Raw genomic sequence first — 21,495 nt, 5'->3', positions numbered from 1 at the left:
CACGGCCTGCACCCAAATGTGCGCAAGCCATGCCTCAACCCACTCATGCGGTAAATTGTATCAGATATTTATTCTTCGGGACAGTGTCACCGAATTCATCGTCCATGGAATCCGTCCTCTCCTCATGTAATTCTGTTTACGGCCTATTATATGGGAAAAGCACGGATTACACAAGAGGACGGCCCATTCTTTAACGAACTTTTAATCCGGCGGGTTCCTGTCAGGCCCATCCAGGTACCGGTGCATGATTTCCAGCAGCCGGTTGATTTCCAGTGGCTTTGTCACGTGCTCATCCATTCCTGCCTGTCTGGCCCGGTAAGCATCGTCGGCAAAAGCATTGGCTGTAAGGGCAATAATAGGAATCCCCGCCCCGTCAGGGCGCTGTCCTGTCCTGCCCAGGCTGCGGATGGCGCTGGCTGCCGTGTATCCGTCCATCACAGGCATCTGGATATCCATAAGGATAAGGGAATAGGTTCCGGGCGGGTCCGCCTTAAACCGTTCCACTGCCTCCTGACCGTTGACCGCGCACACAGCTGTAATTCCAAACATGGCCAGAAGCTCCACCACGATTTCACGGTTCAGCTCATTGTCCTCCGCCAGCAGCACCCGGGTCCCGGGCGGAAATGGGGCCGGGGCCTCTTCATTGCCGCTGTCCGGGGCACCCTCTCCTGTCTCCTCCTGAGCCAGCTTCAGGAATATGGTGGCAATGAACCGGGTCCCCCTGTTTAACCGGCTCTCCACACGGATGGTGCCGTTCATCATCTGCACCAGATTCCTGGTAATAGCCAGTCCCAGCCCGGTTCCCTGGACCTGGCTGACCCTGGAATCTTCGGCCCGTTCAAAGGGCATGAACAGCTTTTCCAGGAATTCCGGCGTCATGCCGATGCCGTTGTCCTCCACCACAAACTCAAAGCATCCCACCCCGCTTTCACTGGAAAGCTTTTCTTCCAGGGATACAGATATACGGCCCCTGTCAGGAGTATACTTTACTGCGTTGGACAGCAGGTTGATGAGTATCTGTTTGACCCGGACCGCATCCCCGTATACGGCATGGTGGGCCATCTCCTTTATGTCAATGGACAGCTCCTGCTTCCTGCTGTCCATATCCGGTTTGATGATTTGGGACACCTCCTCCACCAAATCCTTCAGGCAGAAAGCATCCTCGCTCAGCCCTGCATTTCCGGATTCTATTTTTGACATGTCCAGCACCTTATTGATTAAATCCAGAAGATGACTGCCTGAAAGGCTGATTTTGGACAGACAGTCCTCCACCTTATCACGGTTGGACAGACTGCTCCTAGCTATGGCCGTCATGCCCATAATTGCATTCATGGGCGTACGTATGTCGTGGCTCATCCTGGAGAGAAAATCCGACTTTGCCTGGTTGGCCCGGTTCAGGGAATCATATGCTTCCTCCAGGGCATGCTTTGCCTTTTTCTCCTCCTCATAATACTCCAGCTCCCGCTGTTTCTCGGCGCTGATATTGCGAAGGGCGATGATGGCTGTCTTTGGCCTTCCCTCCTCCGCGGCAGCCATGTGGACCTCCATCCGCAGCCACAGCGGAGAGCGGCAGTGCCTGAACTCCACCTCAATATGTTCGTTTCCTCCGGACAGCTCCCCCAGCAGCCAGTCCAGGCTGCATATGGAACCCACCCGGTTCCTGTCTGCCGGGTCCACATCCGAAAGGATATAACTGCGAAGAACGGAGGAATAGGCCCCGTTTCTCGGCAGCCCCGCTCCTTTGCTGGCTTCCGGCAGCCTTACAGCGTAATAGCTGTCCTGGGACAGGTTTACATAGAATATGCTGACATACACGCCATTGATGGCCTGAAGAGCTGACTGGCTCATATAGAGGCGTTCGCTGTTCTCTGAGAGCTTTGATTTCATGGAATGTATATTGTGGAGCGCTCCCACCACCCGGCTGGGTTTCCCTTCCTCCATAATCAGCCTGCTGTTGACCCTGTACCAGATAAATTTTCCGGGCTGGCCGCCGGGAACAGAACAGCGCACCTCAAAAACCTCTGAGCGGCCGTTGCAGATATTGTCAATGACCGTAGGCACATCGTCCGGATGGACCACCTGCTGTTCCAGCAGTATCCTGGAATAATTGGGGAGTTCGTTGCGGAGCACTCCCTGTCCTGTCCTGGGTTCGTAGCTGATGAACACATCCTCATCCATGCGGTATTCAAACATGACAGCGGAGCTCACCTCCATGGAAACACGGTACATCTCCTGTTCCCGCCCTAACTGTTCCTGGAGAATCCTGCGCTGGGTGATGTCCACCGCTGTGCGCTGCAGGATGTCCTCTCCCTGTGGAGTGACCCCCACAATCATACTGGTCCCCTCCAGCCAGTGAAGGCTTCCGTCCTTCCATCTTACCCTGTATTCCTGGTCCTGCCGGTCGCCAACCTCCTTCAGCCTGCGGTATGCCTCCTGCAATATCGGGCGGTCCTCTGCCAGCACAGCACCCAGTACGCCGTCGCGCCAGTCCTTAAAACCCTCCTCCATATCCTGGTAATCCATCAGCGACAATACGGCCTTATTGATGGAAACAAGACGGAATCCGCCCTGTATGTCCCTGACAAAGCGGATGATGCCGCATGGAACCGTATCGTAAATACTGGCCAGCAGCTGGGTCTGTTCCCTCAGACGCTGGGCGTCCTCCTCAGACCTGGTCACATCCAGGTACAGGCTGTTGACCATCCAGTTCCCGTCCGCATCCTGGGCCTTCTTGCCGCTGTCAATGACCCACTTAAGACTTCCGTCCTTGCAGCGTACCCTGTAACGGGTGGAGTAGGTAAGGTTTCCATCCCTGAACGCCTCCGCACAGTCAGCCAGGGCGCCCGGAAGGTCGGGCGGATACACATTTCCCACTGCTGTCCCGCCGGTTGCTTCCATAAATTCTTCCACGGTATACCCAAACAGGGCCGCCGCCTCCCTGCTGACATAGGCAAAGGAATAGGTGTCATCGTCATTGCTTATTTTCAGCCCCCCTGCAATGGAGGACATGATTACTTCCAGCTGCCGGTTCTGCTGTTTTGTCTCTTCCTCCAGGGCGTTTAAGCGCTCCTGGACGTACTCATAGGACTGCCTGCCGATTTTTTCCGGAAAGCTCTCCCCGTCCAGCATTTCCTGATAAGGATTGGAACAATGGATATGGGAACACATAATCCCCTCCTCTGTATCCTGAAACACAAAGGTCACCCTCTGATGTACTTTCAGGTACATCCGGGTGCTGGGGTCCGTGGCTATCCACATCCGTCCCATGACAACATATATGCCCTCCATGGGGCAGAAGGCATCGTATTCCTCATCCCGGATATTACAGTCGGGAATGGTTTTACCAAACTTCCGGAACCGTTCCACACAGGCCTGTCTGCCGGACAGATACTCCTGTTCCCCTGCCCCCATCCAGGAAAACCGGTCTGAAAAACAGGAAATGATTCCCTCTGTATCGTGCTCGCAATAGTGCATGTGCATCATACGGCTGGCCAGTTTCTTCACTTCCTCCAAGCGCTGATGCAGCTCTGTATCTGATTTTATCTTCACGCCCGTCAACCTGCTTTCCTATGGATTATCTGTCGTCAATCTGAAGCCTCAGCACATCCGGACGGGAGTAATGTCCGCAGACATCAAACTCCATACGGCTGGCACATACCCGGTCCGTCTCCAGGTCCGCATAGATTATGGCCTCCTTATCCCACACCGGCTCTGTCACATAGTGACCATATGGGTCCACGATGCAGCTGCCTCCCCTGCACACAGTATCCGGCAGTCTGTCAATCTCATCCCTGCAGTGCAGGCCCTCCGGATACATATCCCTGGTAAAATACATATCGCAGTTGATGAAGTAGCATCTCCCCTCCAGGGCAATGTGCTGAATGGTGGACTGCCACTCCGGATTGTCATTGGTATTAGGGGATATGTACAGGGCCACTCCCTTCTCATACAGGGCCGCCCTGGCCAGCGGCATATAGCTTTCCCAGCAAATCAGGCTTCCCATCACACCCCAGGGCGTTTCCGCAACCGGAAAATATCCCCTGTCCGCATCGCCCCATACCACCCGTTCAGCCCCGGTGGGCTTTAATTTGCGGTGCACGCAAATCAATTCTCCCTGGGGAGAGAAGAACAGGTTTGTATTGTAAAGGGTTCCCGTCACACCGTCCCGTTCAGAGACACCGATGCTGACATAAGCCCCAGCTTTCCGGGCAGCCAGGCCGATTTTCTCTGTCTCCTTTCCGGGAACCAGGATGGAGTTGTCCATGTACATTTTCCAGTCCTTCCGTCCCTCCCCGCTGCGGCTTCCCACGCAAAACCCAAATGTCATGCCGTAAGGGTATCCCGGTATAAACAGTTCCGGAAACACAATGAGCTCTGCTCCCCCCTGGGACGCCTCCTGAATCAGTTGTTCCGCCTTCTGTGTACATGCATCCTTGTCAAACATAACAGGCGCAGCCTGAATAACGGCTATTTTACATATTTTCTTCAAATCCTTCATTTCCCTTCCCCTTTCCTGCTAACTCCAGGTATAGTTCCAACGGAATTCACTTAAATTTATCAGTATTATCCCTGTTCTGTGCCGCCATTTTCCGTACGGCATCCATGCCCGCCGGGTGATTTCAGCCGGGTGATTTCAGACCGTGATGGAACCCGGGTATTTTCCTCCGTCGGTTTCCTCCGGTGAATTTCAGCCGTCGGTTTCCTCAGGCCCCGGTCCCTACGGAACCGGACCGTTCCTTTCTCATTTTACCATGCTGTCCTAATCTCCACAATGGCAGGATTCACCTTTCTTCCCAAAACAGCGCGGATAGATAAAATCAATAAGATACGGACATCCTATTCTTATCAGTTCAAACGAACAGCGGATTTCAATTAAAAATACGGAGAACTCATATTATGAATAGAACATATAAGAAAATCCTGGCCTTTTCCCTAATCCTGCTCCTTCTGCTCTCAGCCATGGTCCTGTATTTCAGGAACATGGTCCCGCCCGGAGAAGAATGGATTAGCTGGGACAATGAAGATTTACTAACCTCCATTGACCGGCAGCTGGAAGGTATGGACATGGAACGCCTGGAGGCAGAAAAAGAACAGTATGTACTGGAAAAAAGCCTGGATGAGCTGCAGCAGTCCGTCATGGACAGTGAGCTGACCTATGAGGAACTGACCGCCCTCTGCCTGTACCGCATTAAAAAGCTGGACCAGTGCAGACACGGTTATAACTCGGTTGCGGAGATAGCGCCGGATGCCATGGAGCAGGCCCGGACATGCGATGCCATCCGGAAACAGCCGGGCGCATCAGGACGGCAGCAGGATTCAACCGGGCAGCAGGATACCGCAGACTTCCGCCCTCCCTCCCCTCTCTTTGGAATTCCTGTCATGTTCAAGGATAATATCAATACCAGGAACATACCCACCAGCTTTGGGGCCGAGGCCTACTCAGACTATATTCCTGCCCAGGATGCCCCTCTGGTCCGCACCCTGCGGGAGCAGGGCGCTGTTATCCTGGGTAAAAATAATTTATCGGAATTCGCCAATTATATGTCAAGTATCATGCCCTCCGGATACAGCGGTAACAAGGGCCAGACCGTCAATCCCTACGGTCCCCTGAAGATTTCCCCTTCCGGCTCCAGCAGCGGCAGCGCGGTTTCGGTCACTGCCAACCTGGTGCCGGTGTCCATTGGCACGGAGACAGCCGGCTCCATCGCCGGCCCTGCGGCCGCCAGCTCCGTGGTCGGCTTTAAGCCCTCCCGTGACCGGATATCCGCGGAAGGAATCATGCCGTTAATCCATGCTCTGGACACCCCGGGGCCCATTGCCAAAACAGTACAGGATGCAGCCCTGGCCTATGACGCCCTTCTGGGCCTGCCCGGCACCGCGGCTTCCAATCCCGCGGCAAACCTGAATCCGGACGCTTTAAAAGGTGCCGGCATTGGTCTGGCAGTATACGCCTACAATGACCCTGCCATGATATCCCGGCTCAGGGACATCCTTATATCCGCCGGGGCCCATGTGACAGAAATCCCGCTGGAGGGCCATGGAGTCCGGGTCCAAACTGTCATTCACCTGACCTTTAAACAGGAATTCCAGCATTTTGCAGAACAAAACCAGCTCCCCATAACAAAACTGGGGGACCTGCTGGACTATAACCGGCAGGCCCCCATACGAAGGATGCGTTACGGACAGGACCATCTGGAAGCAGCTGAAGCGATTACGGTCCCTGATTATTCTCCAATCCATGACTCCATCCAAAAAGCCCGTCAGGAGCTGGATACCCTGATGGAGTCCTATGATTTGGACTCCATTGCATTTCTCAATACCTCGGCTTCCGATATCGTGTGCGCGGCAGGATACCCGGAGCTGACCGTTCCCTTGGGCCTCAATGACAAGGGCAGGCCCCAGGGCGCCACATTTACGGCAGGATACGGCCAGGACCGAATGCTTCTGGACCTGGGCTTTTCATTCCAGCAAACAGCAGCTGGCCGGACAGTCCCTTAGCTGTTCTGCAAAAGACGCTTATAGGTCAGGTCAATCAAAAAGGCTCCCAAGGGTGCTGTAATCAGGATGGCCAGCACTGCAACCGTCAGCACCATATCCCCGCAGGCCAGACCCATGGCCAGAGGCATTCCGCCTATGGCGGCCTGCACCGTAGCCTTAGGCATATACCCTATCATGCAGAATACCCGTTCCCTCACATCCAGCTTTGTCCTGACCAGACAGCAGAACACACCGGCCATCCGGAACACCAGCACGCCGAAAATAAGTAAGACAGCCGGTAAACCGGCCGACCATGCATATCGGATATTCACAGTTGCCCCCACCAGAACAAAGAGCAGGATTTCAGCGCAGACCCACACCTTATTGAACTTAACGGATAGCCGGCGGGCTGCTTCCTCCCGTTTCTTCTGCAGGGCGATTCCGATTCCCATGACTGAAATCAAAGCTGAAAACGGCACGATGTCCGAATACCTGTCCTCCAGCGTCACCAGAATAAAGGCCACGCACAGCAGGATGATAACCTTCACCGTATCCCGGATATGAACTCTCTTAAAGTATACAGCCAGACCCCATCCGGCCGCCAGTCCCACAAGTCCTCCAACCAGAATGGACACAGGTATCTTTACAAAGCTCATGGGTGACACCGCTCCACCCTGGGCAAGACCAGTAAAGGCCGTGAACATGACAATCACAAACACATCGTCCACGGAAGCTCCCGCCAAAATCAACTGCGGAATTCCCTTATCCGTACCGTATCCTTCTTCAATCAATTTTAACATCTTGGGAACAATGACAGCCGGCGAAACCGCCCCAACCACAGCTCCCATAATGGCGGCGTCAAGCACCGGCATCCCCAGCAATTTCGGCGCCAGTATGACCATTCCCAATATTTCAAAGCAGGCAGGGAGAAAACACATGAGCACGGCCGGCCTTCCCACCTTCTTTAAATCATTTACATCCAGGGAAAGCCCTGCCCGCATCAATATGATAATGAGGGCAATCCGCCTCAGCTCCGACGATATGTTCAGAATGGACACATCAATCAGGTTAAACGCATAGGGTCCCAGAAGAATCCCCGTAAAAATCATCCCCATAAGGCCGGGCAGCCGCAGTTTCCTGCACACCCAGCCCAGAAACATTCCCAGCATCAACATGTAAGCAATACTAATCAGCATATTCTTTTCCTCCTTACAAACGCAGAAAAAGCCGATAATTTCTGCGTTAATACATAATGCAGAAGTCATCAGCTTTATAAGCGGTTCTAGTCAGACTAAGGGAGAACTTCATTCCCGGTACTTATTTTATAACTAAAAATACAGAATGTCAATGGATTTCCTCTTTACGGTCAGAATTCTCCTCCGGCCTTTTCATCTTGCCTGAACGGCTGTAAAATTTTTTCATATGATGCAAATTTGATGCATCTTTGATGCCTTTTTGATGCCTGTCCATTGTAATCTGGACAGTAAGGAAACTCCTACAAATAACAAACGAGGTGTAAACAATGAAACGGAAGAAAACATGGCTCTGTGTATGTCTGACCCTGCTTATGCTGACCCTGTCCCCTGCTGCGGTCTACGGCGGGGAACCGGAGGGGGATGCGGCGGACAAGACTCTTGCCCCCTATTTCTTTATACAGGACACCGGAGGGACGGCGGAACAGTTCCCCCTGAAAGACACAAGTGTGTCCACCACAATAAACGGCGTCATTGCCGAAACCTATGTCACCCAGACCTATACCAACGAAGGACAAAATCCAATCAACGCCAGCTACGTGTTCCCGGCATCCGCCAGGGTCACGGTCCATGGTATGAAAATGGAAATCGGGGACGAGGTAATCACGGCAAAAATCAGGGAAAAGGAAGAGGCCAAAACAGAATTCGAGGAAGCTAAAAGCGAAGGAAAAAGCGCCTCTCTGCTGGAACAGCAGCGTCCCAATGTATTTACCATGAATGTGGCCAATGTGATGCCCGGGGATACGGTGCGCATTGAACTGCACTACACCGAACTGATATCCTCCCGGGACGGGGTTTACCAGTTTGTATTCCCCACCGTAACCGGACCCAGATATGCCAGTCCTTCGCCGGAAAACAGCGGGCAGGATGAGTGGGTGGCAAGTCCTTACCTGGAGGAAGGAACCGCCCCTCAGGGAACCTATGATATTGCCGTCAACCTCTCCACAGGCGTTCCCATTTCCAGTCTGACCAGCAGTTCCCATAAAATCAAGGTGGAAAAAGAAAGCGAATCCGCTGCCCATGTGACCCTATCTGATTCCGGAGAATTTGCAGGGGACCGGGACTTCATCCTGGATTACAGACTTACCGGGCAGGATATAAACTGCGGACACATGCTGGACACAGGGGAAAAGGAGAACTTCTTTATGCTGATGGTACAGCCCCCGGAGCGTGTCAGGGCGGAGGAGATTCCGCCCCGTGAATACATATTTGTGCTGGATGTGTCAGGCTCCATGTTCGGGTATCCTCTTGACACTGCAAAGGAGCTTATACGGGACCTGGTAGGAAATCTCAGGGATTCAGACCGGTTTAACCTGATACTGTTTTCAGACACAGCCATCTCCATGGCCCAAGCATCTGTACCTGCCACCATGGAAAACATCCAGATGGCCATTGACCTGATTGAGCGCCAGGACGGAGGCGGCGGCACGGAGCTGGCCCCGGCCCTCGAGCAGGCGGTTTCCCTGCCAAAGGACCCGCAGATGGCCAGAAGCATTGTCACCATCACAGACGGCTATATGTCCGATGAGGCGTCCATTTTCAAAATAATAAATAAGAACCTTAAAACTGCGGATTTCTTCTCCTTTGGAATCGGCACCTCCGTCAACCGCTATTTAATTGACGGAATCGCAAAAGCCGGCTCCGGGGAAGCCTTTGTTGTAACGGAGCCGGAACAGGCCTCAGGCACTGCCAGTGATTTCCGCACCTATATCCAGTCCCCGGTCATGACCGGCATAAAGGTTTCCTTTGATGGTTTTGATGTTTACGATGTAGAGCCGGGCATCCTTCCCACCCTGTTTGCCCAAAAGCCCATTGTCCTGTTTGGAAAATGGCGGGGCCAGCCTTCCGGCACCATACGGATAACCGGCAAAACCGGAAATCAGGATTACATACAGGAAATACCGGTGGACCGGACAGAGGCCGGAACAGACAATCATGCCATATCCTATCTGTGGGCCAGGACAAAGGCAGAGCGTCTTACGGATTACGGTACACGGGAGGATACCCAGGATATAATCAGGCAGGCCATGGTCAAAAAGACCGTCACACAGCTGGGACTGGACTACAGCATGATGACACCCTACACCTCCTTCATCGCGGTCACTGAAACAGTCCGCAACCAGGAGGGTTCTGCCGCGGATGTGAACCAGCCCCTTCCGCTGCCGAAGCATGTGTCTGATTTTGCCGTGGGAGCCGGATATACCATTGGCTCAGAACCCGGAACCCTGATACTTCTGTGTGCTGCGGGAGTCATAATGGCAGCCGGCTGTATCCGGCGAAACAGCGCCAACAGGAAAAAGAAGCAGACGGAGGAGGCATAAAAAGTGGATATCCGCAGCGCAAAATCCTTTATCCGGCAAACTATCCCCTTCTATCTTGCGGGAGCCGCCTTCCTGCTGGGAATGAAATATTATTACAGCCGCATGGACTGTGGCAGCCTTTCATGGATTCTGTCCCCCACTGCCTGGTGGGTCAGCGCCTTAAGCGGAATTTCCTTCATAAAGGTCCCCCAGGCAGGCTATGTCAGCCATTCCTACCGTTTCATCATAGCCGCCTCCTGCTCAGGCGTCCGGTTCCTGATGATTTCCGCGGCTGCCCTGGTTTTCTCTTATATCCACCGGATGAGGACCATGAAGGGTAAATTGGGATGGATGGCCTTAAGCGCCCTGGCTTCGTATCTGCTGACCATCTTTGTCAACGGCTTCCGAATCCTGTTCTCCATCTTCATCCCCATATATCTGGGAATGACCGGCAGCGGGACACCGGGGGCTGGCATGGCTGGCTCAGGTACGGCCGGTCCGGGCACAGCCGGTTCAGGCATGGCTCACGCCTGGAGCATATGGCTCACGCCGGAACGGCTTCATACCATTATTGGGGCTGCTGTTTACTTTACCGCCCTGTTTGCCATATGTCAGCTGGGGGAGTATGCCTCCCGGAGATGCTCTTCTGTTTCCGGAACATCCCGCTGCAGGAACAGCCCCGGAACATCCCGCTGCTGGAACAGCCGGACCCGGTCCGGAATTTCCCCCATGAAGGCCCTGGGCGGATGGGCAGTCCCTTCATTCTGGTATTTCTCCCTTGTTTTGGGGATACCGTTTCTTAACAGAGCATACAGAAACAGTCCAGGAACCTTCACAGACTATGCGCTCCTGCTGACAGCCGTCTGCCTGACCCTGGTGGTTCTTCACGGCACCTGTTCCGCAATCATCCGTCATATGACCGGCGGAAATCATAAAAAATCATCCAAACATGAACATACATAGTTTCAAACTATATCATTCCGTGCTAAAATACCTCCATGCATCAAATGCAATGGAGGTATTTGTCATGACACTGCAGCAACTGCGCTATATTGTAACCATCGTAAACTGCGGCTCTATTTCCGAGGCGGCAAAGCAGCTTTTCATCACCCAGCCCAGCCTTTCAAATGCAGTCAGGGAACTGGAAAAGGAAATGGGCATATCCATCTTTAACCGCAGCTCCAAAGGCATTGCCCTTTCCTCCCAGGGAACAGAATTCCTTTCCTATGCCAGGCAGGTACTGGAGCAGGCCGAGCTGCTGGAACAGCACTATACCAACAAAAAGCCGGTAAAGCGCATCTGTTCCATATCCACCCAGCACTACGCCTTTGCCGTCAATGCCTTTGCCAACCTGGTATCCAGGCAGAACACCGACGAATATGAATTCACGCTGAGGGAGACCCGCACCTATGAGATTATTGATGATGTAAAGAATTACCGCAGTGAGCTGGGCATTCTTTATATCAATGATTTTAACCGGAAGGTGCTGGAAAAACTGTTTAAGGAAAGCGGTCTTGTATTCCATCCCCTGTTCCGGGCCAGTCCCCATGTATTCATCAGCGTAACCCATCCCTTGTCAGGCAGAAAAAGCGTAACCATAGAGGACCTGGAGGATTACCCCTTTCTGGCCTTTGAGCAGGGAGAAAAAAATTCCTTTTATTTCTCAGAGGAAATACTCAGCACCATTCCAAGAAAGAAAGTAATTTATGTCAGCGACAGGGCCACCCTGTTCAATCTTCTCATTGGACTGAATGGATATACCATATGCAGCGGCATTTTAAACCGCAACCTGAACGGCGACTCCATCATGGCGGTTCCGCTGGAAACAGAAGAAAACATGCTCATTGGATGGATTGCAGACCCCAGACTCCATCTCAGCCGTTTTGCAGAGAACTATCTGGAAGAGTTAAGCCGGCTCATTGGCCCGCAGACCTAGAGGCTTAAATACCCATTTTCCAAAGGCGCTCTAAGACGCCATCAGCCGGAATACGGATTCGTAAATCCGGTTTGCAATATAGGGATTATTCATGGTATACAGGTGGATTCCATCCACGCCATGGGCTGCCAGGTCCACAATCTGGTCCACCGCGTAGGCGATTCCCGCATCCCGCATGGCAACAGGATTATCCCCGTACCGTTCCATCATGGAAATGAACTTCTTTGGCAGTTTTACGCCGCACAGGGATACCATGCGTTCTATCTGCTTTTTGTTGACCACCGGCATGATTCCCGCCTCCGCCGGGACATGGATGCCTACCAGGTCCATCCGCTCCCGGAAACGGTAAAAATACTCGTTGTCAAAGAAAAGCTGGGTAATAAGCTGGCTGACGCCCGCATCCACCTTGTCTTTCAGGTATTTCATATCCCTTACCAGACCGCCTGATTCCTGATGTCCCTCCGGATAACAGGCGCCGATTATGTTAAAATCCCCTTGCATTTTTATGAATTCCACCAAATCCGCAGCGTACTTAAAATCTCCTGCCGGTATCCTGTCAGGAATACGGTCCCCCCGCAGGGCCAGGATATTTTCTATGTTCTGTTCCTTCAGCTGTCCCAGAATCAGCAGAACGTCTTCCCTGGTCAGGTTCAGGCATGGGATGTGGGCCACGCTCTCTATGCCGTATTCACGCTTAATGAAAGACGCTATCTTAAGCGTTGCCTGGCTGTTCTCGCTGCCCCCTGCCCCGTATGTGACGCTGATGAAATCAGGGGTGATTCCCTTAAGTTCATCTAATGTCCGGTAAATCGTATCAATGGGCGCTGTCCTCTTAGGAGGAAATACCTCCAGGGACAGTACTGTCTTATGGTTAAACAGTGATGATGTCTTCATGTATATCTGTTCCCTTCTTTAATGTCTTTGTCATGGTTTCTGATTGCAGTAATCATAGCACAAATCAAAAAGAAGGCATAATTTGTAATTTTTATAGGCTTCTATAGTTTAAAACTATATCACTCTTCCTGTTCCTGCCTCTGCTTCTCCAAGGCGTCTCTCTTTTTCAATACATCCATATCTGCAGCTCTATTTTCCCTTACTCCGGTCATAGGCCTGTATATAGACAAAATTATCGTTTGTGCGTTCCATTCTGTATTCCGAATCCAGGACAGCGTCAATGAACTCCCTGCCCCCTGATTCCACGGCCACCACCTTCATTCCCAGCTCCCGTTCCACATCCTGGACCGTCAGGTCATCTAAAAACACCTGTTCGCCCATGCGCAGCATATTGGATGGAATCTGCAGTACTTCACCCAAATCCTCCCCTGCATCCTGACGCTCCTTTAACTGTCCTATCAGGTCCTGTCCCGTTATAAGACCGGATACCGTTATGGTCTCCCCAAAGAAATCATTCCGTATAAAGTACACATGAATGGTCAGATGCGGAAATGCGTCCATCAGCTTTCCCGCAAAGTCACAGATGGTGGAATAGGTCAGCTTCCCTGTTGCAATGGTCAGCGTCCTTGTGACTGTCTTTTTCAGCCTTTCATACTCCCTGCCATTGATAACTGCTTCCAGGGCCTCGTTGAATTCATTGATGAACATACGCATCATTCCCACTCCATTTTCCAGCTGGATATAGCCGTCATAGCGCTCCTCCTCCGGAAAATCCCTGCCTGCCGTAATGTACCACTCATCACTTGCATGAATGAAATGGAGTCCGTATTGGTCATAAAATTCCTGCTGGCGGCTTTCCACCAGGTCAATAACAGCGCCGGCCTCTTCCCTGGTATATAACTCAATGGGGAACAGCCCCTCCCTGAATTTTGTGATTCCTGCCGGAACCACGGATACGCTTCTTAAGAAGGGCAGATATTTAGACAAATCATTGATGGTCCTCTCCAGCTCCGCCCCGTCATTTACATTCTTACAGCAGACCACCTGTCCGTTCATTTCCACATGACCGTCATAGAGCATCTGCAGATACTTAAGCTTATCGCCTGCAAATCGGTTGTGGAGCATTTTACACCGCAGCTGCGGATTGGTGGTCTGCACGGATATATTAATAGGAGCCAGCTGCATCCGGATGATTCTCTCTATGTCTCTTTCCTTCATGTTGGTCAGGGTGATGTAATTTCCCTGCAGGAAAGAAAGCCTGGAATCATCGTCCTTAAAATATAAGGTTTCCCGCATCCCCGGCGGCATCTGGTCAATAAAACAAAATATGCACTTGTTGCTGCATGAACGGTAATCGCTCATCAGGCCGTTTTCAAACTCCACCCCCAGGTCATCGTCATAATCCTTGTCGATTTCCAACAGCCACTCTTCCCCGTCCGGTTTTCTTATGACTACCTCAATATACTCATCCTTAATCAAATACCTGTAGTCAAATACATCCTCAATCTCTTCATTATTGATTGAAAGAAGTATATCACCCGGTTCGATTTCCATCTCTTTTGCAATGGAGCCGGGAAATACTTCTTTTATCACATGTTCATTCTTTTTCATTTTCAATCTATTTTCCTCAGTATTATAGTTCTTTCCATAATCCCTGTTTTTATGCTTTTGCTTCCCGGTAACATGCCCACACGCAGCACCCGGTAAGGGCCGCTGCAAACAGGCACGCTGCTGCCATGGACAGCCAGCTGACGCTGCCTCCAAAAGAAATTTCCCGAATAAGCCGCGTGGTATGGGTCAGCGGCATGATATTCACAACCCACTTCAGGGCTTCCGGTATGCCGTCCAGCGAAAAAAAGGTGCCGCATAAAAATGACATGGGGGTTATTACAATATTTGTAAAATTATTCATGTCATAATGGCTTTCCATCATCATGGCTGCCAGAAAACCCAGGGCTGAAAAAATCAGCGAATTCAGTATGACTGCTGTCAGCAGCCAGCCGTTCATGGACAGCCTGGCCCCTGACACGATTCCCAGCAGAACGATGAATACACCGGAATACATACCGCGGAGGGCTCCTGCAAAGATATGGCCCATTGCCAGCAGATACATCCGGGTGGGCGAATACAGATAGCACTCAAAGCTCTTCTCGTGGAGGCGCATGACACTGATGCGGGTTGAAACGGAAGTGTAGCTGTTCCGCATGGTTGTCATGGCTAAAAGTCCCGGTATCAGATAATAGAGATAGGGTCTTCCGTCCATCTCCATCACCCTTCCCAGCCCCATTCCAAAGGTCACGAAATACAGCAGCGGAGATACCATCTGGGAAAACGTGACCCGCCAGAACCGCCGTTTAAGGAACAGCCATTCCCGCCACAAAATCGTGGTTATTTCCATCCTCCCACCCCCTTACTGGTATAGTGGAAGAATACATCCTCCAGGGTGGACGGCAGTACGCTGCACAGTGCGTCAATCTCGGCAGACCTGGACTTGGCAGCAGCCAGGTCCCTGAAAAACTCAGCCTTCATCCTGTCACCTCCGTCATATTCCACCTTAAAGGGTCCGATTTCATCAATCAGTCCTTCGGGCGTATCCTCCTTAAATATCGTTCCTCCGTCAATCAGCATCACATAATCACAAAGATGCTGGGCCTCTTCAATATAATGGGTGGTCAGAAGTATGGTCTTTCCCTCCTTGTGCTGCATGCGCAGAAAATCCCATATATCCCGGCGGGCATTGGGGTCAATGCCTACGGTTGGCTCATCCAGAAATAAGTATCTGGGGTTGTGAATCAGGGACTTTGCAATCATCAGCTTGCGCTTCATCCCTCCGGACAGGTTCTGGGTCACCCGTTTCCGCACACTGTCCAGTCCGAGGAATGTGAGGAGACGGTCTGTGGAAACAGCAATATCCGCCTTTCCCATCCGGTAAAGGCGGCCTGCAAATTCCATATTTTCTTCAACCGTCAATTCCTTGTCCAGGTTGACGTGCTGGCTGGTCACACCAATGGCCTGCTTTACAGCCACAGCATTCCGGTCCATGACCTGTCCGTCAAAGGACACGGTGCCGGTATCCGGCATCAGCAATCCTGTCATCATCCGCATTAATGTTGTCTTTCCTGCTCCATTTGGTCCCAGCAGGCCCAAAAACATTCCATCAGGTATCTCCATGGTGACACCCTTCACCGCTTCCACATCTCCGAAACGCTTATGCAGGTCTTTACATAGAATCATTACTGCCTCCCCTGCTTTTTGATAATGACTGTGGACAGATAGGGGATATCATAATGTTTCAGCTCCTCAAAATCAGTCACCAGACGCTCTTCACCTGTGCCGGTCTTGGTAATCAGCACAAACCTATCCTCCAGGTGGTTCTCCTCCAGGGCCTGCAGCAGGGCTTCCGGGTCAGTGGAGGGCTTCATCAGAACCACATTGTCGTGTTCCCTGAGCACCCTTCCCAAATCTTCACTGCTGTTTTTACGCACGGGCGCCACAACCAAATCTTCATTCCAGGCTACCAGAGGCATTTTCATGGAGTCTGCCACTGCGCAGAAGGATGTAATGCCGGGCACCACCTCTACCTCCACGCCTGCTGCCTCTATGTAAGGCAGCGTATACATAAATGTGCTGTAAACCGCCGGGTCCCCCAGCGTAATAAAGGCACCGGTACGCTCCCCGTTTAAATGCTCTGCGATGCATCCTGCATTCTGCTCCCACATTTCACGCAGCTTCATGCCGTGATAATGCATTGGATATACTAAATTTACGATTTCCGCCTCTGTGTTCTTCAAAAGTCCTTTTATGATATCAAAAGCAAAGCTGCCTGCTCCAGTTTCCTTTTCAGGGCAAAAAATCACATCCGCCTCGTTTAAAACGCGGTATGCTTTCAATGTAAGCAGTTCCGGGTCCCCCGGTCCTACGCCAATTCCATACAGTTTTCCCATTTTGCGTTCCTCTTTCTGTTCTTATACCATGACATGGTACCATATCCGGAGGCAAAGGGCAATTATTTAATTCACCCTATTATACTTCACATCCGGGGGATGGAAAAAAGGCCCTGACGCTGAGTGTACAGCGCACGGCCTGTCCTGGGCTAATCCGGGACTGCACTAATTGCTGTGGTTTTTCCTGGTATTATAAAGGCCAAAATACTTCTGTGCCTCCTCCTGATTCAGGGAAAACCTTTGTTTCAGCCGCTCAAGCGTCTGTTCCTCCGTCTTTCCGTCCTCCAAATAATCCAGGATAAAAGCCCTGATTCCCTCGTTTCTACCCTCTGCTCTACCCTCGTTTCTTCCCTCTTCATAACGGACTTCCAGGGCGTCCTCCATATTGAACTCCGTAAACAGCATATTCACCGCCTCCGTTCCATGTTCTCTCAGAAACTCCGCCAAAAAACCCTTCTGCTCACAGTCGGACATGGCGCTGATAATTGCCTCATCGCGGCTCTTTCCATGTACCAGATAATTCTTTATCTGCTGGATAAACCAGGAATACTCATACAGAGGCCCGCATTTTTTTAGAATCGGGTGGTTTGACGGCAGATTGATATTAATTACCTTTACACTTAATTCTAGCATAGGATATTGGGTCTTTTCAAGGTATGCATCCGAAAGTTTCAGAATTCTCTCTTCCGGAAAATGTTTGTCACCATTATAGAAAACAAAAAACTCAGGCGTTGGAATCTGAATCCGGCCGGTGCGGTACAATGCTCTGGACTCAACCAGTTTCTCCATTGTCCTTCCATAGTAAATGGCATCCCTTAACGGCATATTCTCATTTAAGGTTGACTGGTGTTCGCTGATAACCAGCACTTTTCCCTTAGCAGTAAATGCCATATCGTTTTTCCGCGCCATAAAAAGTACCCCGCTCAGCGTGGTAAAAGTTATATCCTCCGCTGCCACCTCCTCTTCACCGTTCAATGCCGAATACAGCTTTGCAGCATTTTCCGGTTTACCGAACAGTGTAGTAAATGCACTGGACTTCACCTCACGGTTTGATACCTGCTTTTCATTTTTTTGCATAAAATACCCCCTTTGTATCATGTTAAAATCCGATTGAGAAATGTACTGCAGAAACTGCATTGAATGATAAGAATTACAGACCTCATTGGAAATGTGGTTTTATTTTAGCAAATATACATGGCCCTGTCTACCTTTGTGAATAAAAATATTTCAAAGACAAACAGGACCATGACATGAATCACTCCATGCACGGCCCTGTTCCGTTGTCTTTTATGTGCCGGCCAGACCCTCCCCGCCTATACCGTCTCCGCCTGTTCCTCCCCTGCCATCCGCATCTCCCTTCTGGTATACAAATATACCAGAAACAAAGTTATACCCAGACACGACAGCTCCGATACAGCAGGCGCCCACCAGATTCCCACGCCTCCCATTACCGCAATACAGCCTGCTAATGCAGCCGTCATAATAATCATGCCTCTGCCCATGGAGATAGCCAATGACTCCTTCGGCCGTTCTATGGCCGTAAAATATCCTGCCCCCACAATGTTGAATCCCAGCACCAGGAATGACAGGCTGAATATCCTGAATACAGACGCCGAGTAAAGCCTGAGTCCTTCCAGCTTTTCTGAAATAAAGAGGGCCACCAGCCAGTCAGCCCCTGCCATAGAACCAATAAAGGCAATTCCAGCAACGCCAACAGCCGCTGTCAGGGAGTACTTAAGAAGCCTGCTGCAGACATCCCTCTCCTGCCTGCCGTAATAAAAGCTGATTAAGGGCTGGATGCCCTGGGCGATTCCCGCCATGGACATGACCACAATGGTATTTACATATGCGATGATTGTGTAGCTCACCACTCCCTGTTCGCCGATATACCGGAGTATGGCATGATTGAACATGAATACCGTGAAACCTGCCGACAGCTCCGTAAGTCCGGAGGACAGCCCAATCTTTACCACCCGGAAAAACTGTCCCGAATCCCAGACCGGTCTGGCAAACCGTATGGTGGCCTTTGGCCCCAGGAAATGTTTCAGATACAGGAATACGGGCAGCATCTGCGACAGTCCCGTGGCAGCCCCTGCTCCCGCAATGCCCCAGTGAAACACCATGACAAAGAAATAGTCCAGCACACAGTTCATAAGGGCGCCTGAAGCCACAGCCACAGCTGCAAACCGCGGGAATCCGTCTGTCTTCACCAGTGTCTCAAACGTGTATGATATGATGAACCACCATGTAAAGGGCAGAAGGGACAAAATATAATGCTTCACATACTCCGCCGTGCTCTGGGTGGCTCCCAGGAACTTTACAATGGGGTCCAGGCACAGCCACACAGTGACCATAATGAGCAGGGACAGGACGCCTGTCACCACCATATTCTGGGTGTTGGCCTGATTGGCCTCCCGCTGCCTGCCCTGCCCCAGAAAAATGGCCACCACCGTGGATGTGCCCACGGCAAACAGGATGGAAACAGAAAACAGGAAATTTACAAAGGGAGAGGCAATATTCACTGCGGACAGAGCCACCTCCGATACCCCCCTGGCCACAAACATCCCGTCCACCATGGTATACAGCGCAAAAATCCACTGGGCCACCACGGAGGGCCATACAAACCTCCAGAACTTTTTCTTCAGTGACATTCCTTCAAAATTCATGATACAGCTCCTTTATGACGACTTTACAACTGGCTTGCATTACCATCATAAACCTTGGTATAATACCAAGGTAAACAGTAAATATTGCCATATTTGGGAGAAAATTCATGTCAACATTTTATAAAATCGGGGAGATTGCAGCCCTTTACAACATAAGTACGGATATTCTGCGCTATTATGAGGAGCTGGGCATACTGGTCCCCCGCCGGGCCTTTAACGGCTACCGCATTTACCGAACCGAGGACCTGTGGTGCCTGAATGTAATACGCGATTTGAGGGAACTGGGGTTTTCCATGGAACAGATAAAGGCTTATATCGAAAACCGGAGCATTGATTCCTCCCTGGAATTGTTCCAGAAGGAAATGGATGTGATTGACCGCCACATTGAACGGCTTATATCCCTCAGGGACAACATCATCACCCGCAGGGAAACCATTTCCCGGGCAAGGATGCTTCCCCTTGGTACCATCACATTAAAAGAAATGCCGTCCCGGCCCTGCCACCGGATTATGCAGAGCTACGAGACGGACGAAGAAATGGATATTCTCATCAAACAGCTGGTCTCCTTTGGACCGGACCGTCAGTACATTATAGGCAACAACCAGATGGGCTCCTTCATCAGCCTGTCCGATGCCATGGACGGACGATGCCAGCAGTATGACGCAGTGTTCATCCTTCATCCGGACGGGGAGCACTGCATCGGGGAAGGCTCCTATCTGTCGGTCTGTTACAGCGGCAACTTCCGACAGACCCGCACCTATGTGCCCCAGCTCCTTGCCTATGCCAGGGAACATTCCTTGAACATCCGGGGACCGCTGCTGGAACTGCTGTGGATTGATGTCCATACCACTAAGCATGTGGAGGAGCAGGTGACGGAGCTGCAGTTAAAAGTGGATTAGCACATCCCCCATCTTAACCAGCTTATCCCTGCCCAGCTCAGCCAGCTTCCGGTTCTTCTCATTTACAGTCCCGAAATCCTTCAGACAGCAGATGACCTGGCCGCAGGATGCCATAACCGCAGCCGCCCGCTCATACGTCTCCTCCTGAATCAGCTCAAAGGGGGCTTCCGATATCACCTTTGCGGCCAATGCCACGGCAATGGGGTAATCTATGTCATTTTCGTGGAGAATGCCTGCAGCAAAGGGAATTCCCATGCGCTGCAATTTCCTGTACACCGGGATTCCGCTTCCGTTTCCGCCTATGACGAACACCTGAGGCGTTCCCCTGACCGGTTCCATTTCCAGGCAGCCCAGCTCGGCATGATAGCTTCCTTTCGTAATTCCGTACAGACTGGTTATATAGGAGGATGTAAAGATTTCTTCCGGTGTGCCGCACCGTTCAATGTATTCCCCGTTCACACAGACAATATAATCCGATAATTTCTGCGCTAAATCCAACTCATGCAGGGACATAAGCACTGCCACCTTCTTCTCATGAACCAGGTCCTTAAGTATCGTCAGAAGCTCCAGCTTATGCCGGATATCCAGGAATGAGGTGGGTTCGTCCAGCACAATGGCCCTGGGTTCCTGGCACACAGCCCGCGCCAAAAGGATGCGCTGCTTCTGCCCGTCGCTTATCTCTGAAAAATCCCGCCGGGCCAGGTCCCATGCATGGACCAGCTCCATGGCCTCCCTGACCTTCTTTCTGTCTTCTGCGGTCAGTATGCCCATTCTTCCGGTATACGGGTAACGGCCGGTGCTGACCACATCCTCACATGTCATAAGTTCAGGATGAATCCGTTCTGTCATCAGAATGGACATACGCTTTGCAATTTCCCTCTCCCCCATCTGCTCCATAGGCGTGCCATCCAGATATACGGACCCTTCCAACAGTCCCAGCTGCCGGATTACGCTTCGGAGGATGGTGGATTTGCCAGCCCCGTTTGGACCAATCAGAGTCACAATCTGGCCCGGTCTCACATGAATCCCGATTTGCCTAATAAGAGGTGTACCGCCGTACCCCACGGTCATATTTTCAGTCAAAATGTAATCTTCTGCCATGATATCCGCCTCTCTGTCTCTCCCT

The 21,495-nt window shown here is 51.4% G+C and carries 16 protein-coding genes and 1 riboswitch; of the genes, 5 read left to right on the top strand and 11 right to left on the bottom strand.

Annotated features, from left to right (window positions below; genetic code table 11):
* Window positions 1–201: 201 nt before the first annotated feature.
* Together FGS84_RS09500 and FGS84_RS09495 are read right to left on the bottom strand one after the other, a co-directional pair.
* Window positions 202–3,549, bottom strand: coding sequence for an ATP-binding protein (locus FGS84_RS09500; RefSeq protein WP_347563814.1), 3,348 nt, complete (start codon window positions 3,547–3,549; stop codon window positions 202–204).
* A gap of 25 nt (window positions 3,550–3,574) precedes the next feature.
* A complete protein-coding gene (locus FGS84_RS09495) occupies window positions 3,575–4,498 on the bottom strand; it encodes a carbon-nitrogen hydrolase family protein (RefSeq protein WP_138307839.1) in 924 nt (307 codons plus the stop codon).
* A gap of 398 nt (window positions 4,499–4,896) precedes the next feature.
* Here FGS84_RS09495 and FGS84_RS09490 point away from each other — a divergent pair, with 398 nt between their 5' ends.
* On the top strand, window positions 4,897–6,498 hold the full coding sequence (locus tag FGS84_RS09490; protein ID WP_138307836.1) for an amidase family protein: 1,602 nt from the start codon (window positions 4,897–4,899) through the stop codon (window positions 6,496–6,498).
* Here the strand turns inward: FGS84_RS09490 and FGS84_RS09485 are convergent.
* The gene (locus tag FGS84_RS09485; RefSeq protein ID WP_138307834.1) at window positions 6,495–7,673 is read right to left on the bottom strand and encodes a cation:proton antiporter; all 1,179 of its coding nucleotides are present in this window, start codon (window positions 7,671–7,673) and stop codon (window positions 6,495–6,497) included. The two genes, FGS84_RS09490 and FGS84_RS09485, sit on opposite strands and share 4 nt — an antisense overlap.
* Window positions 7,674–7,725: 52 nt before the next feature.
* A riboswitch (Fluoride riboswitch) is annotated at window positions 7,726–7,798 on the bottom strand.
* Between the two features lie 201 nt (window positions 7,799–7,999).
* On the opposite strand from FGS84_RS09485, the gene FGS84_RS09480 reads away from it, so the two are divergent.
* From FGS84_RS09480 to FGS84_RS09470, 3 genes are all read left to right on the top strand, one after another.
* Window positions 8,000–10,051: a VIT domain-containing protein gene (locus FGS84_RS09480; protein WP_138307832.1), complete on the top strand. Its 2,052-nt coding sequence runs from the start codon at window positions 8,000–8,002 to the stop codon at window positions 10,049–10,051.
* Between the two features lie 3 nt (window positions 10,052–10,054).
* Window positions 10,055–10,993 (top strand): exosortase K, encoded by a 939-nt coding sequence (gene xrtK, locus FGS84_RS09475; RefSeq protein WP_138307830.1) that lies wholly within the window; start codon window positions 10,055–10,057, stop codon window positions 10,991–10,993.
* 64 nt (window positions 10,994–11,057) lie between these two features.
* On the top strand, window positions 11,058–11,966 hold the full coding sequence (locus tag FGS84_RS09470) for a LysR family transcriptional regulator (RefSeq protein WP_138307828.1): 909 nt from the start codon (window positions 11,058–11,060) through the stop codon (window positions 11,964–11,966).
* Window positions 11,967–11,996: 30 nt separating this feature from the next.
* Here FGS84_RS09470 and metF read toward each other — a convergent pair whose 3' ends face one another.
* The 7 genes from metF to FGS84_RS09435 all read right to left on the bottom strand — a co-directional run bounded on the left by metF (window position 11,997) and on the right by FGS84_RS09435 (window position 19,470).
* On the bottom strand, window positions 11,997–12,860 hold the full coding sequence (gene metF / locus FGS84_RS09465; protein WP_138307826.1) for a methylenetetrahydrofolate reductase [NAD(P)H]: 864 nt from the start codon (window positions 12,858–12,860) through the stop codon (window positions 11,997–11,999).
* Between the two features lie 189 nt (window positions 12,861–13,049).
* Complete coding sequence (locus FGS84_RS09460; RefSeq protein ID WP_138307824.1) at window positions 13,050–14,471, bottom strand: DUF512 domain-containing protein; 1,422 nt, start codon at window positions 14,469–14,471, stop codon at window positions 13,050–13,052.
* Between the two features lie 49 nt (window positions 14,472–14,520).
* Window positions 14,521–15,258 (bottom strand): ABC transporter permease, encoded by a 738-nt coding sequence (locus tag FGS84_RS09455; RefSeq protein ID WP_138307822.1) that lies wholly within the window; start codon window positions 15,256–15,258, stop codon window positions 14,521–14,523.
* Window positions 15,249–16,094 carry an ABC transporter ATP-binding protein gene (locus tag FGS84_RS09450; protein WP_138307820.1) on the bottom strand — a complete coding sequence of 282 codons (846 nt, stop codon included), beginning with the start codon at window positions 16,092–16,094 and terminating at the stop codon, window positions 15,249–15,251. Before FGS84_RS09450 ends, FGS84_RS09455 begins: the two co-directional genes overlap by 10 nt.
* Window positions 16,094–16,804, bottom strand: coding sequence for a precorrin-2 C(20)-methyltransferase (cobI, locus tag FGS84_RS09445; RefSeq protein ID WP_138307818.1), 711 nt, complete (start codon window positions 16,802–16,804; stop codon window positions 16,094–16,096). The genes FGS84_RS09450 and cobI overlap by 1 nt, the downstream gene beginning before the upstream one ends.
* A 165-nt stretch (window positions 16,805–16,969) precedes the next feature.
* Window positions 16,970–17,881, bottom strand: a complete 912-nt coding sequence (locus FGS84_RS31440; protein ID WP_243129932.1) for a hypothetical protein — start codon at window positions 17,879–17,881, stop codon at window positions 16,970–16,972.
* 236 nt (window positions 17,882–18,117) lie between these two features.
* On the bottom strand, window positions 18,118–19,470 hold the full coding sequence (locus FGS84_RS09435) for an MATE family efflux transporter (RefSeq protein WP_138307816.1): 1,353 nt from the start codon (window positions 19,468–19,470) through the stop codon (window positions 18,118–18,120).
* A gap of 107 nt (window positions 19,471–19,577) precedes the next feature.
* Between FGS84_RS09435 and FGS84_RS09430 the strand changes: the two genes are divergently transcribed.
* A complete protein-coding gene (locus FGS84_RS09430) occupies window positions 19,578–20,369 on the top strand; it encodes a MerR family transcriptional regulator (protein WP_138307814.1) in 792 nt (263 codons plus the stop codon).
* On the opposite strand, the gene FGS84_RS09425 is transcribed toward FGS84_RS09430, so the two are convergent.
* The gene (locus tag FGS84_RS09425) at window positions 20,355–21,470 is read right to left on the bottom strand and encodes an ABC transporter ATP-binding protein (RefSeq protein ID WP_138307812.1); all 1,116 of its coding nucleotides are present in this window, start codon (window positions 21,468–21,470) and stop codon (window positions 20,355–20,357) included. The two genes, FGS84_RS09430 and FGS84_RS09425, sit on opposite strands and share 15 nt — an antisense overlap.
* Window positions 21,471–21,495 lie beyond the last annotated feature (25 nt).

The organism is Clostridium sp. 1001271st1 H5 (genome assembly GCF_005845215.1).
In the GTDB taxonomy this organism is placed as follows: Bacteria; Bacillota; Clostridia; order Lachnospirales; family Lachnospiraceae; genus Enterocloster.
The sequence above is the reverse complement of the archived record's forward strand: the minus strand, read 5'-3'. Positions and strand labels throughout refer to the sequence as shown.

Coding starts and splice junctions, on each gene's coding strand:
- FGS84_RS09495 (WP_138307839.1), bottom strand. CDS start 4,498: ATGAAGGATTTGAAGAAAATATGTAAAATAGCCGTTATTCAGGCTGCG.
- FGS84_RS09490 (WP_138307836.1), top strand. CDS start 4,897: ATGAATAGAACATATAAGAAAATCCTGGCCTTTTCCCTAATCCTGCTC.
- FGS84_RS09485 (WP_138307834.1), bottom strand. CDS start 7,673: ATGCTGATTAGTATTGCTTACATGTTGATGCTGGGAATGTTTCTGGGC.
- FGS84_RS09480 (WP_138307832.1), top strand. CDS start 8,000: ATGAAACGGAAGAAAACATGGCTCTGTGTATGTCTGACCCTGCTTATG.
- FGS84_RS09470 (WP_138307828.1), top strand. CDS start 11,058: ATGACACTGCAGCAACTGCGCTATATTGTAACCATCGTAAACTGCGGC.
- metF (WP_138307826.1), bottom strand. CDS start 12,860: ATGAAGACATCATCACTGTTTAACCATAAGACAGTACTGTCCCTGGAG.
- FGS84_RS09460 (WP_138307824.1), bottom strand. CDS start 14,471: ATGAAAAAGAATGAACATGTGATAAAAGAAGTATTTCCCGGCTCCATT.
- FGS84_RS09455 (WP_138307822.1), bottom strand. CDS start 15,258: ATGGAAATAACCACGATTTTGTGGCGGGAATGGCTGTTCCTTAAACGG.
- FGS84_RS09450 (WP_138307820.1), bottom strand. CDS start 16,094: ATGATTCTATGTAAAGACCTGCATAAGCGTTTCGGAGATGTGGAAGCG.
- cobI (WP_138307818.1), bottom strand. CDS start 16,804: ATGGGAAAACTGTATGGAATTGGCGTAGGACCGGGGGACCCGGAACTG.
- FGS84_RS31440 (WP_243129932.1), bottom strand. CDS start 17,881: ATGCAAAAAAATGAAAAGCAGGTATCAAACCGTGAGGTGAAGTCCAGT.
- FGS84_RS09435 (WP_138307816.1), bottom strand. CDS start 19,470: ATGAATTTTGAAGGAATGTCACTGAAGAAAAAGTTCTGGAGGTTTGTA.
- FGS84_RS09430 (WP_138307814.1), top strand. CDS start 19,578: ATGTCAACATTTTATAAAATCGGGGAGATTGCAGCCCTTTACAACATA.
- FGS84_RS09425 (WP_138307812.1), bottom strand. CDS start 21,470: ATGGCAGAAGATTACATTTTGACTGAAAATATGACCGTGGGGTACGGC.